Annotated in this window: 10 protein-coding genes; 9 read left to right on the forward strand and 1 reads right to left on the reverse strand. The window is 56.7% G+C overall.

Features of this window, described 5'->3' with window-relative positions:
- The first annotated feature begins 136 nt into the window (after positions 1–136).
- The 4 genes from JDEN_RS05140 to JDEN_RS05155 are packed head-to-tail and all read left to right on the forward strand — an operon-like array spanning position 137 to position 4945.
- Positions 137–2344 (forward strand): polyribonucleotide nucleotidyltransferase, encoded by a 2208-nt coding sequence (locus JDEN_RS05140; RefSeq protein ID WP_015771309.1) that lies wholly within the window; start codon positions 137–139, stop codon positions 2342–2344.
- The gene (locus JDEN_RS05145; RefSeq protein WP_015771310.1) at positions 2345–3664 is read left to right on the forward strand and encodes a M16 family metallopeptidase; all 1320 of its coding nucleotides are present in this window, start codon (positions 2345–2347) and stop codon (positions 3662–3664) included. It abuts the gene before it with no gap.
- 25 nt (positions 3665–3689) lie between these two features.
- Positions 3690–4445: a 4-hydroxy-tetrahydrodipicolinate reductase gene (gene dapB / locus JDEN_RS05150; protein ID WP_015771311.1), complete on the forward strand. Its 756-nt coding sequence runs from the start codon at positions 3690–3692 to the stop codon at positions 4443–4445.
- Entirely contained in the window at positions 4442–4945 is a 504-nt protein-coding gene (locus tag JDEN_RS05155) for a hypothetical protein (RefSeq protein WP_015771312.1), read from the forward strand. Before dapB ends, JDEN_RS05155 begins: the two co-directional genes overlap by 4 nt.
- On the opposite strand, the gene JDEN_RS13630 is transcribed toward JDEN_RS05155, so the two are convergent.
- Entirely contained in the window at positions 4942–5487 is a 546-nt protein-coding gene (locus tag JDEN_RS13630; RefSeq protein ID WP_015771313.1) for a GNAT family N-acetyltransferase, read from the reverse strand. The two genes, JDEN_RS05155 and JDEN_RS13630, sit on opposite strands and share 4 nt — an antisense overlap.
- A 172-nt stretch (positions 5488–5659) precedes the next feature.
- On the opposite strand from JDEN_RS13630, the gene JDEN_RS05165 reads away from it, so the two are divergent.
- The 5 genes from JDEN_RS05165 (at position 5660) to JDEN_RS05185 (ending at position 12609) form a co-directional block, all read left to right on the forward strand.
- The gene (locus JDEN_RS05165; protein ID WP_015771314.1) at positions 5660–6460 is read left to right on the forward strand and encodes a thymidylate synthase; all 801 of its coding nucleotides are present in this window, start codon (positions 5660–5662) and stop codon (positions 6458–6460) included.
- Positions 6457–7032: a dihydrofolate reductase gene (locus JDEN_RS05170; protein ID WP_015771315.1), complete on the forward strand. Its 576-nt coding sequence runs from the start codon at positions 6457–6459 to the stop codon at positions 7030–7032. Before JDEN_RS05165 ends, JDEN_RS05170 begins: the two co-directional genes overlap by 4 nt.
- A 5-nt stretch (positions 7033–7037) precedes the next feature.
- Entirely contained in the window at positions 7038–7961 is a 924-nt protein-coding gene (gene dapA / locus JDEN_RS05175; protein ID WP_015771316.1) for a 4-hydroxy-tetrahydrodipicolinate synthase, read from the forward strand.
- 14 nt (positions 7962–7975) lie between these two features.
- Positions 7976–9661 (forward strand): ribonuclease J, encoded by a 1686-nt coding sequence (locus tag JDEN_RS05180; protein ID WP_015771317.1) that lies wholly within the window; start codon positions 7976–7978, stop codon positions 9659–9661.
- A 191-nt stretch (positions 9662–9852) separates the two neighbouring features.
- Positions 9853–12609, forward strand: coding sequence for an FtsK/SpoIIIE family DNA translocase (locus JDEN_RS05185; protein ID WP_015771318.1), 2757 nt, complete (start codon positions 9853–9855; stop codon positions 12607–12609).
- Positions 12610–12683: the final 74 nt, after the last annotated feature.

Here is a 12683-nt window from a genome sequence, read left to right on the forward strand (position 1 = left end):
ATCGTCACAGACAAGTATCACCACCCTGCTGACGAACCAGTTCGGTCCTCGGTAGTGGCCCCCGGAGTCATCCTCCGTGAGCCCCGATCGAAGACCGCCGATGGTGACCAGCAGGCCGCATAGTTAGGAAGGCCCTATGGAAGGCCCAGAAATTCAGTTCGCCGAAGCCGTCATCGACAATGGTCGTTTTGGTACACGCACCGTCCGCTTTGAAACTGGTCGTCTTGCACGCCAGGCAGCAGGAAGCGCGTGCGCATACCTCGACGGTGACACCATGCTTCTTTCAACGACTGCCGTGGGGAAACACCCCAAAGATCAGTTTGATTTCTTCCCCCTCACCGTCGATGTTGAAGAGCGCATGTACGCCGCGGGGCGGATCCCCGGCTCGTTCTTCCGCCGTGAAGGACGCCCCTCCACTGAAGCGATCCTTGCGTGCCGTCTGATTGACCGCCCGCTGCGTCCAAGCTTTGTCAAGGGGCTTCGTAACGAGGTGCAGGTTGTCATCACTGTCTTGTCGATCCACCCTGATGAGGCATATGACGTTCTTGCTATCAACGCAGCATCGATGTCGACTCAACTATCTGGTCTGCCCTACTCAGGTCCAGTTGGTGGAGTACGTGTTGCGCTCATTGATGACCAATGGGTTGCGTTCCCGAAGCACTCGGACAAAGAACGTGCCGTGTTTGACATGGTTGTTTCTGGTCGCATTGTTGGAGACGACGTTGCGATCATGATGGTGGAAGCTGAAGCCACCGAAAACTCGTGGAACCTTGTGAAGAACCAAGGTGCGACAGCCCCGACTGAGGGTGTCGTGGCAGAAGGACTTGAAGCAGCGAAACCATTCATCCGCGCTTTGTGTGAGGCACAAATCGAGCTGGCTGCGAAGTCTGCGAAGCCTCAAATGGAGTTCCCGCTCTTCTTGGACTACCAGGACGACGTCTACGAAGCTGTTAAGAACGCTGCGACAGATGACTTGCGCACTGCGTTAACGATCGCCGACAAGCAGGAACGCGAAAATCGACAAGACGAGATCAAGGACGCAACTCTAGCCTCGTTGGCTGAGCAGTTCGAGGGACGTGACAAAGAGATCAGCGCAGCGATCCGCTCGTTGACCAAGTCCCTTGTACGCCAGCGCGTCTTGACTGACGGTGTGCGTATCGATGGCCGTGGACTTGCGGACATCCGTACGCTCAGCGCTGAGGTTGAGGTTGTCCCGCGCGTTCACGGTTCGGCGCTCTTTGAGCGCGGCGAAACCCAAATCATGGGGATCACCACCCTCAACATGCTGAAGATGGAACAGCAGATTGATTCTCTTGGCCCAGAGACGCGTAAACGCTATATGCACAACTACAACTTCCCGCCGTACTCAACGGGGGAAACTGGACGCGTTGGAAGCCCGAAGCGCCGGGAAATCGGCCACGGTGCGCTTGCTGAACGCGCGCTTGTCCCTGTGCTCCCAAGCCGTGAAGACTTCCCTTACGCTATTCGTCAGGTCTCTGAAGCTCTAGGGTCGAACGGTTCCACATCCATGGGATCTGTCTGTGCATCGACATTGTCGCTGCTCAACGCCGGTGTTCCATTGCGGGCGCCTGTTGCTGGTATTGCAATGGGACTGATCTCAGACACAGTCGATGGTGAAACCCGCTACGCTGCCCTGACGGACATTCTGGGCGCTGAAGACGCATACGGCGACATGGACTTCAAGGTTGCGGGGACCCGCGATTTTGTCACCGCGATCCAGCTTGACACCAAGCTTGACGGTATCCCTGCTTCGGTTCTTGCCGGTGCATTGACTCAAGCACGTGATGCCCGCTACACGATCCTTGATGTCATCGAAGAAGCTATTGATCAGCCAGATGACATGAGTCCTCATGCACCACGTGTGATCGCAGTGCAAGTTCCTGTTGACAAGATCGGTGAGGTTATTGGCCCCAAGGGCAAGATGATCAACCAGATCCAAGAGGACACGGGCGCTGACATCACTATTGAAGACGACGGAACTGTCTACATTGGTGCTGCAGATGGCACATCTGCTGAAGCGGCACGCGCTGCAATTAACGCGATTGCCAACCCGCATGTTCCTGAGGTCGGAGAACGCTTTGTGGGCACGGTCGTGAAGACCACAACCTTTGGTGCGTTCGTGTCACTGACCCCAGGTAAAGATGGGTTGCTGCACATCAGCCAAATCCGTCGCCTGGTGGGTGGACGCCGCGTGGAGAATGTTGACGACGTTGTATCTGTCGGGCAAAAGCTTCAGGTTGAAATTGCTGAGATTGACCCCCGAGGCAAGTTGTCACTTCACGCAGTGGTTGACGATGAAGCAGCAGAACAGGGCGACAACTGAGTGGTGTGGTCACTTCCACTCGAACACGCAGGACACCCAGATAACACACTCAACGCTGGGCAGGATGGAACGCTCATTCGGCGTTCCGTTCTGCCCGGCGGGGTGCGCGTCATCACGGAACAGATGCCAGGGCAGCGGTCCGTGACAGTCGGCGCCTGGTTTAATGTGGGGTCGCGTGATGAAGCAGACGGACATTATGGTTCCACTCATTTCCTTGAACATCTTCTGTTTAAAGGAACACCACGGCGCACCGCATTCGATATTGCCGGCGCTTTCGATTCAGTGGGTGGCGAAGCAAATGCTGTGACTGGCAAAGAAAACACGTGTTACTACGCCCGAGTGTTGGACACGGACCTTCCGATGGCGGTCGATGTGATCCTCGATATGGTGACGTCTGCCAGCCTTGACGCGCATGAACTGGAAATTGAGCGCGGGGTCATCCTCGAAGAACTTGCCATGAATGATGACGATCCCGGTGATGTCATCCATGAGCATTTCACCTCTCATGTTCTCGGCGACCACCCATTGGGGCGCCCGATTGGTGGAACAGCGCACACGATCACTGCCGTACCCCGGGAGGCCGTCTGGGCGCATTACCGTGCGCACTATGTTCCAGAGGGGCTCGTCGTGACGGCTGCAGGATCTGTTGACCATGATGTGCTTTGTGACATGGTGCTTGAGGCGTTGGACCGTGGCGGGTGGGATCTCGCGTCCGCTGCAACACCTTTACCGCGTCGATCAGCGTCACCGCTAGATGTTCCGTTGAGCGAACACAGAGTTGACATTCCTCGTGCTACGGAACAAGCGCATGTCATTGTGGGGTGTCAGGGGTTGAGTGCTGCTGATGAGCGCCGCTTTGACATGTCGGTCCTCACTGCAGCGCTTGGGGGCGGTATGTCCTCACGCATATTCCAAGAAATTCGTGAAAAGCGCGGCTTGGCCTATTCGACCTATTGTTTCGGTTCCAGCTACAGCGGGATCGGAACATTTGGCCTGTATGCAGGGTGCGCGCCAGCCCGAGTGCGCGACGTGGAATCGCTCATGGTTGCGGAACTCGAGAAGCTTGCCGCACACGGATTGACTCACGAGGAGATGGTTCGGACTCAAGGGCAACTGCGCGGGTCGTTGGTCTTGGGCGTCGAGGACTCCGGCGCCCGAATGAACCGTCTTGGACGGGCAGAATTGGTCACGGGTGAGTTGTATTCACTTGATGAGTCGATCCACAAAATCAATGCTGTCACTGCTGAGCGGGTGCAGTCTCTTGCCCAGGAACTCGCAAGGCGTGTTCGGGTGACTGCGACCATAGGATTGCAGGAATAATCACTTTATTGAACAGGAGAACGCCATGATCAAAGTTGCCGTGTTGGGTGCGCGTGGCCGCATGGGAACGCAGGTGTGCGATGCTGTGACAGCCGCTTCCGATATGGAATTGGTTGCGCAACTCGATCAGGGCGACCTTGTGAACGAGCTGTCTGCTGACAATGTTGATGTAGCAGTGGACTTCACTATTCCGGCGCACACTGAAAACAACGTTCATGCGCTGATCGACGCGGGTATTCACGCAGTGGTGGGAACAACAGGGTGGACTGACGCGTCGCTTGTGCGTGTGGAACAACGCCTTGAGACGGTGGGGAATCGCACGGGTGTGCTCATTGCGCCGAACTTTGGATTGTCCGCAGTCCTGGCTATGTCGTTTGCGCGTCAGGCTGCACGGTTCTTCGAGTCGGTTGAAGTCATTGAATATCATCATCCGGATAAAGTGGATGCTCCGTCTGGAACTGCCCGGCATACCGCAGCACAGATCGCTGCCGCGCGCCGGGATGCAGGTCTCGCCCCGTCACCTGACGCAACGACTGACGGGTTCGAGGCGCGCGGAGCGGACGTCGACGGTGTGAGGGTCCATGCTGTGCGGCTTCGGGGGCTAGTCGCACACGAAGAAATCCTCTTGGGTAATCCTGGAGAACAGCTGACAATTCGGCAAGATTCGTTCGACCGCAGCTCCTTCATGCCTGGGGTGCTGTTAGCGGTCCGTGCGGTCCAGGAACGGCCAGGACTGACCGTTGGGCTAGAGCACATCATGAATCTGGGTGACATCTCATGACACGACGCGAAGTCGTTGTGCCAGTGCTCCTGATGGGTGTGCTGGGGATCTTTTTATGGGCGGTGGTGGGACGCCTGCTTGCACTTGCGGCAACGGGAGAACCAGCACTGGTGGGGCTTGCCTGTGCGGCGGCAATTCTTGTTGGGCTCATTGTTTACGCCCTCGTGCGTGAGTGGCGGTTGGCTCTGATTGTCGCGACGATGGGGCGTGACCTTGCGCAGCGTGGTCTCCTTCCTGTTGACGACTTACCGCGAAGCCCAGGAGGACGCATTGATCGCGTCGCTGCTACGGAGCACTTTGATCGTGCCCGCCACGCGGTGGATGCATCTCCCCACATGTGGGAAACCTGGTACAACCTGGCTTTTGCGTATGATGCTGCTGGTGATCGGCGTCGCGCCCGAGCGACGTTACGGCGCACCGCGGCGCTCTATCGCCGCCGGGATGATGACTCGTTCACACCGCCCTCAGCAGAAACACGCACCGAGAACGACCTCTCCTAAGACGTTGGGTCACTGTCAGACTCAGACAGGGACGCAGTCCACCGCTCCTCGGTGAGCGACGTGGTTGCCTGCTCTCCAATGTCCAGCGTCCGCACGCGACCGCTTGGTGCGAGCCCTGCGCTGGCCAGGAACCGTTGGCGCGGTTCGTCATGGCGCGGAACCCAGCAGGTCACGGTGGCGATCCCATCGCCGCGTAGTCTCTCCACACAGGCTGCAAGGAGCCTGGACCCATGCCCTTGGCGCTGGTGTGTGGGGGATACCTCAAGGGCGATCAGAGCTGTGGGGATGAGGGCCGCAAATCCGACAACTTGGTCGGAGGCGAGTGCGGTCATCACTGCGTGACCTGGTTCACCTGCTTGTTCGATTGTTGTGTTCCACTGGCGGGTGATGGCGTCAGCGTCGAGCGCAGCCATAATGTTGTCACCAATGATCGGGGTGTGCATGACCTGCCATGCCTTGATCTGTATCGCTGCGATAGCTGATGCGTCTGAGGGGATTGCAGGGCGAACTGAAACGTCAGCATGTGGTGTCAGGAAGCTCATGCCATCACTTTCACTAGGGGAGCACAGGCGATAAGTGTGCCTGCCGTGGACCCAACCGTATGCGACAGTGCCACGATCTGATGTCATATGCAAGAGTGTCGTTGGGTTCAACGAAGCACCCACACCTCGAGATGCCCCCTTGTGGAGATGGGAATAGTGAGACACTTTGTCTATGGCCCTCAACACCGCGTACGAAGACCTCTTGGCTTTGACTCTCCAGCACGGCACGCCCAAGAATGACCGCACTGGTACGGGAACAACAAGCATATTTGGCCACCAGATGCGTTTTGATTTGCGGGAGGGGTTCCCGTTGATCACCACAAAAAAGGTTCACCTGAAGTCTGTGGTCGGTGAATTGCTGTGGTTTTTGCGGGGCGAATCCAACGTCCAATGGTTGCAAGATCATGGCATACGCATTTGGAATGAGTGGGCGGATGCTCGCGGTGAATTGGGGCCGGTTTATGGGGTGCAGTGGCGGTCATGGCCCACCCCTGATGGTCATCACATCGACCAGTTGTCCCAGGTCGTTGACACGCTCCGAACCGACCCCGACTCGCGTAGGATGCTGGTGTCTGCATGGAATGTGTCAGAGCTTCACAAGATGGCACTTGCACCATGCCACGCATTTTTCCAATTCTATGTCGCTGATGGCACGCTATCGTGCCAGTTATACCAACGCTCAGCTGACCTTTTCCTCGGTGTCCCCTTTAATATCGCTTCCTATGCTTTGCTGACCCACATGGTCGCGCAACAAACAGATTTGGCGGTGGGAGAGTTCATATGGACCGGTGGGGATTGTCATATTTACGACAATCACAGATCACAGGTTAACGAACAATTGACACGAGACGTACGCCCATTTCCGCGCTTAGAACTGAACCGTGCGGACTCGCTCTTTGACTATTGCTTTGATGATGTAGTCGTGCACGACTACGAACCGCACCCCACTATTCGCGCGAGTGTAGCGGTATGACAACGTCCTTAGCGGCCAAGCCTCAGCTCTCCCTGATTTGGGCCCAGAGTCTCAATGGTGTTATTGGGCGAAGCGGAACAATTCCGTGGCATGAACCTACCGACCTCGCGCACTTCCAAAAGACAACTCGGGGTGGTGTTGTCATTATGGGGCGACACACCTGGGAGTCACTACCTGTCACGCCGCTACCTCAACGAGTCAATATTGTGCTCACCTCAGACCGTGACTACCGCGCCCCTGGAGCGCGGGTGGTGACAACCCCACAACAAGCCCTAGATTTGGCTCACTGGTACACGCAGGTTGGGCACCAGGCAATTTGGGTGATCGGCGGGCGTCAGGTGTATGACACCTTCATGGACTATGCAACACAACTCATTGTCACAACTGTGGGTACCGTGATCGAAGGAGACACTGAAGCACCCCGCATTCCCCCACATTTTGTCCCGCAAGAACCGCACCAACTTGCCACTCATTCCGATTATGAGGTGACTGTGACAACATGGCTTCGAACAGCAAGCCCACTCACCTCTCCACGCTTGTCGCGTGACCACGTCAAGGACACGGTAGATTAACACCCATGGAAGACAGTTCGTTGAACCAGCCCTTTGGTACGCTCCTCACCGCTATGGTCACTCCCTTTCACGAAGATGGGCGTGTTGACATCGAGGCAGCGGTAGCACTTGCTCGCCGTTTGATTGACGACGGTAACGACGGTCTTGTACTGAACGGGACAACCGGCGAGGCACCCACAACCCACACACCGGAAAAATGTGAACTGATTGCAGCGGTGGTTGAGGCAGTAGGTGACCGGGCACATGTGATCGCAGGTGCTGGCTCGAATGACACCAAGCATGCAGTGCGAATGGCGGAGCAAGCAGCAGAAGCCGGAGCACATGGACTTCTTGTGGTGACGCCGTATTATTCACGCCCCTCGCAACGAGGAATAGTCGCCCACACACGCGCTGTCGTTGATGCAACCGAACTCCCCGTCATGCTCTATGACATCCCTGGGCGAACCGGGGTTCGACTCACCACAGACACCTATAAGACGCTCGACGAGCACCCACAAATCGTTGCGGTGAAAGATGCCACTGGTGACCTGGCAGGGGCCGCACACAACATGGCTGCCACATCGTTTGCCTGGTACAGCGGAGATGACGGACTGTACTTGCCGTTCCTCGCCCAAGGGGCTGTGGGGCTCGTGTCGGTCACCTCGCATTTGGCATCCAAGGATTTTGTTGACCTCTACAACTCATACGCTCGCGGGGATCATGATTCAGCGATTGCTCATGCCCGCGCTCTGGACCAGCTAATTGACGCTGTCATGGGTTCTGGACAAGGTGTGGTCCTTGTCAAGGAGGCACTCAAAATTCTCGGAATAATTCCTACAAGCACACTTCGGCTGCCGCATGTTGGCGCCTCAGAAACTGAAATCGCGGCACTGACCAGCGCACTGATGGCGTATGGACTTCTTGACGCCGCCGCGTCGTCGCAACACTGACCCCAGGAGGGTACATGAGTCATCCCCATCCCGAACTTCCCACCCCACCTGCTTTGGCCGACGGTACGCTCCGTATCGTTGCGCTCGGTGGGTTAGGTGAGATAGGCAGAAACATGGCGGTCCTCGAGTACGGAGGACGGCTTCTTATCATCGACTGCGGAGTGCTTTTCCCCGAGGATCACCAACCAGGCGTCGACCTCATCCTGCCTGACTTCAGTTACATCGCTGATCGCATGGACGATGTAGACGCGATTGTCTTGACGCACGGCCATGAGGACCACATCGGTGGAGTTCCTTACTTGCTGCGGTTGCGTCGTGATGTGCCGATCATCGGATCAAAGCTCACGTTAGCTTTTATCGAAGCCAAGCTTAAAGAGCATCGCATCACCCCCACCACGATTGAGGTGAAAGAAGGGGAGAAGCTTTCTCGCGGGATTTTCGATCTTGAATTTGTTGCGGTGAACCACTCCATCCCTGATGCGCTTGCTGTTGCTGTCTCCACCCCGGCGGGACGTGTCTTGCATACTGGTGACTTCAAAATGGACCAGTTGCCGCTCGATGGTCGCATCACCGATCTTCGTGCGTTTGCCAGGCTTGGTGAGGAAGGGGTTGACCTTTTTATGGTTGACTCCACAAACGCTGAAGTGCCTGGGTTTGTGACTCCAGAACGTGAGATCGGACCTGTCCTTTCTGATGTCTTCTCACGCTCGGAGGGCCGTGTAGTTGTTGCGTCGTTCGCCTCGCATGTGCACCGTGTTCAACAGGTTTTGGATGCAGCACACGAGCATGGTCGCCATGTCGTTTTTGTGGGGCGGTCTATGGTCCGGAACATGGGCATTGCGGCTGATTTAGGGTACTTGAAGGTGCCAGATGGGGTCCTCGTTGATCTCAAAGCGGTTGACCACTTGCCGGACAACCGTGTGGTCTTCATGTGCACGGGTTCGCAGGGCGAACCTATGGCTGCTTTGTCGCGCATCGCGAACCAGTCCCACCGGATTGCTGTGGGGCAAGGGGACACAGTGATTCTCGCGTCGTCGATGATTCCGGGCAACGAGTCACAGGTGTACCGCGTGATTAACGGGCTGATGCGACTGGGCGCGAAGGTCGTGCATTCAGGCAACGCGAAGGTCCACGTGTCGGGTCACTCTTCGGAGGGGGAGTTGACGTATTGTTACAACATCTTGCGCCCGCGTAATGTCATGCCCGTGCATGGTGAGGTGCGACACCTCATTGCCAATGGTGCTATTGCCGTGAAAACAGGTGTTCCACCGAAGAACGTGATCCTCGCAGAGGACGGTGTTGTGGTGGATCTTGTCGATGGGCAAGCCACAATTGTGGGTGCTGTGCCGTGTGGCTACGTGTACGTGGATGGCTCAAGTGTCGGGGAAATCACCGAAGCTGAACTGAAGGATCGCAAGATCCTGTCTGAAGAAGGGTTTATTTCGCTCTTTGCTGTCGTTGATGCGTCGACCGGAAAAGTGGTCGGTGGACCACAGATCCTTGCACGGGGGTTTGCTGAGGAAGACTCTGTCTTTGATGACATTCGCCCCCAGGTTGTGGCCGCCTTGGAGGAGTCGGCTGCGTCAGGTAACGCCGATACTCACCAATTGCAACAGGTGATGCGTCGCACGGTTGGTCGATGGGTGGCAACGAAGTTGCGCCGTAAACCCATGATCATCCCGGTGGTTGTTGAGGCGTAGAACTCCTTTGTGAAGACCAGTAGGAGCGGATGTGACCAGGAGGCTGGTCACATCCGCTCTGTGCGTTGTTCGCCCCTTGCCCTCCTGCTTGTGTGCAGTTCGTGGTACTGAGAGTGGTGTGAGCCATCAATATCGGGATGACGCCGGGTCAATGCGCGCTCTGATGCTGCGGGGGCGCTACATTAGGGCATATGGCTCCGCGATCTCGTTCGTCTGCATCTACTCGGCGTGCTCCGCAGTCGCGGTCTGGGAAATCTCAGTCTGCGTCTCGGGGTTCCGCTTCGTCATCTCCGGCGAAGAATCAAGGCTCTGATCATGCGTTGGATGCGTTGGGGTTGGTGCTCATTGCGATTGCTATTGCCAGCGCGACCGCTGAGTGGTTTGGTGTGGATGCTCCAGTTGCCCGCTGGTTGCATACGGCTGCCGGGTTTGTGGTTGGTGGGTTGTCGTTTGTGGTGCCGGTTGTTCTTGCGGTGTGGGCTATTCGGTTGTTGACACGGCGTCGACGTGCGGACCGAACGCACCGCGTGACAGTGGGGGTGTTGTGTTTGCTCCTTGCGGCCACCGGAATTGTTCATGTGGTCCGGGACTATCCGAGCTTGCTTGACGGTGTTGAGCGGATCAGTGCTGCTGGTGGTGTGACTGGGTTCGTGCTGGGATATCCCCTTGCGGTAGGGCTCACACCGGTCCCTGCGGTGCTCATTTTGTTGGTGCTTGCGTTTTTTGGAGTGTTAGTCGTCACGAAAACTCCGGTGTCTGCGTTGCCTGAGCGGCTTGCTGATGTGCGTGAGTGGTTGTTTGGTGCGGCGAGTGAGCCTGTGAATGATGACGGCGGTTTGGAGTTCGCGGAGGGTGTGTCGCGCCACGACGGGCAAGAAACGGTTGTTGTTCCTCGCCCGGCGCGTCGTGGTCTGTTTGGTCGTCGTTCACGTAAGGAACGCGCGCGCGATGGGCACACGTCAGTGTTGAACCGCTATGCAGGGGATGAAGCGTTTACTCGGGCGTTAGAAGCAGAAGAGCGTGAGGCTGCTCGGTTGGCCCAGCAGGCTGGTGATACTGATCAAGAGACCCAGGTTGTTGGTGGGGCAAAGTCGCGGCGCCGTGGTCGAAAAGCGAGCGTTGAGCAGAATTCTGCGCACGAACCGGACGCGCCAACGCCTGATACGTCGACGCCGGCTCAGGGTGCTCCAGTAGCTGCAGGTGTTTCCCCGGTGACTGAGCCAGGTGCTGTCCGTGGTGAGGACGGTATCTTATTGGATCCTGATGTGCCTGACGATGCACCAGACCCGGGGCCAGCAACTCCGCAGTTGGCGCCCCCAAAACCGGCAGGTGTTCCGCGTGGGGAGCAGCCCATGCTGGAAGGAGACACGGTGTATGTGCTTCCTGATGAGGATGTGCTGACTCGGGGGGCTCCACATAAAACTCGATCGGCGGCGAATGATCGGGTGGTTGAGGCATTAACAGGTGTGTTTGATCAGTTTGGTATTGACGCCAGTGTGACTGGTTTTATGCGTGGGCCTACGGTGACCCGGTATGAGGTTGAGGTCGGCCCTGGGCTCAAGGTTGAGCGGGTGACAGCATTGTCGAAGAACATCGCTTATGCGGTTGCTTCAGCTGATGTGCGGATCTTGTCACCGATCCCAGGGAAATCGGCAATTGGTATTGAGATCCCAAACTCTGACCGAGAAACAGTGGTGTTGGGAGATGTGCTGCGTTCCTCTGTGGCCCGGAAAACTGATCATCCGATGGTCATGGGTGTGGGCAAGGACGTTGAAGGTGGATATGTTGTTGCCAATCTCGCGAAGATGCCGCACATTTTGGTGGCAGGGGCGACAGGGGCTGGTAAGTCGAGTTTCGTGAATTCGATGATCACCTCGATTTTGATGCGTTCGACTCCCGATCAGGTTCGGATGATTTTGGTGGATCCTAAACGTGTGGAACTCACAATCTATGACGGGATTCCGCATCTGATTACTCCTATTATCACGAACCCAAAGAAGGCTGCGGAGGCGCTGGAATGGGTGGTGCGGGAGATGGACGCACGGTATGACGACTTGGCGATGTTTGGCTTTAAACACATTGACGATTTCAACGCCGCTGTGCGTGCCGGGAAAGTCAAGCCTCTCCCTGGGTCTGAGCGCAAAATCGCCCCGTACCCGTATTTGCTTGTTGTGGTTGATGAGTTAGCGGATCTGATGATGGTTGCCCCCCGTGACGTGGAGGCATCGATTCAGCGTATTACTCAACTTGCCCGTGCTGCGGGGATTCACCTTGTGTTGGCAACGCAGCGCCCATCAGTTGATGTAGTCACTGGTCTGATTAAAGCGAATGTGCCGTCTCGGTTGGCATTTGCCACCTCGTCGTTGGCTGATTCGCGTGTTGTTTTGGACCAACCTGGTGCGGAAAAGCTCATTGGTCAAGGTGATGCGTTGTTCCTCCCAATGGGTGCGTCTAAGCCGATGCGCGTACAAGGAGCGTGGGTTAACGAATCAGAAATTCACAAGGTGGTGGACCATGTGAAGGGCCAACTGACCCCGATTTACCGGCAAGACGTGACTCAAGCTGCGACAAAGAAAGTAGTTGACGACGATATTGGTGATGACCTAGATGTGTTGTTGCAGGCCGCGGAGCTGGTTGTCAATACACAGTTCGGATCAACGTCAATGTTGCAACGAAAATTGCGGGTGGGCTTTGCGAAGGCTGGTCGTTTGATGGACTTGTTGGAATCGCGAGAGATTGTGGGGCCTTCAGAAGGGTCCAAAGCCCGTGAAGTGCTGGTTAAGCCCGAGGATCTTCCCTCCGCTTTGGCGTTGATCCGCGGGGAGCCGGCTGAGGGCGGTAGCGATCAGGACAATGGGGGCGTGGATGACCATATGCCAGAGGTGGCTGTGGACTACCATGATTCCGCGGATACCGACGATGATGGGTGGACCGGGCCTGTGCGATAGCATCATGGTGCACAAGATGTCGGTGTGGCAGGTAGCGCCCGGTTGGGTGTGAGCAGACCTTAGGGCGACAGGGG

The sequence above is a fragment of the Jonesia denitrificans DSM 20603 genome (assembly GCF_000024065.1).
Lineage (GTDB): Bacteria > Actinomycetota > Actinomycetes > Actinomycetales > Cellulomonadaceae > Jonesia > Jonesia denitrificans.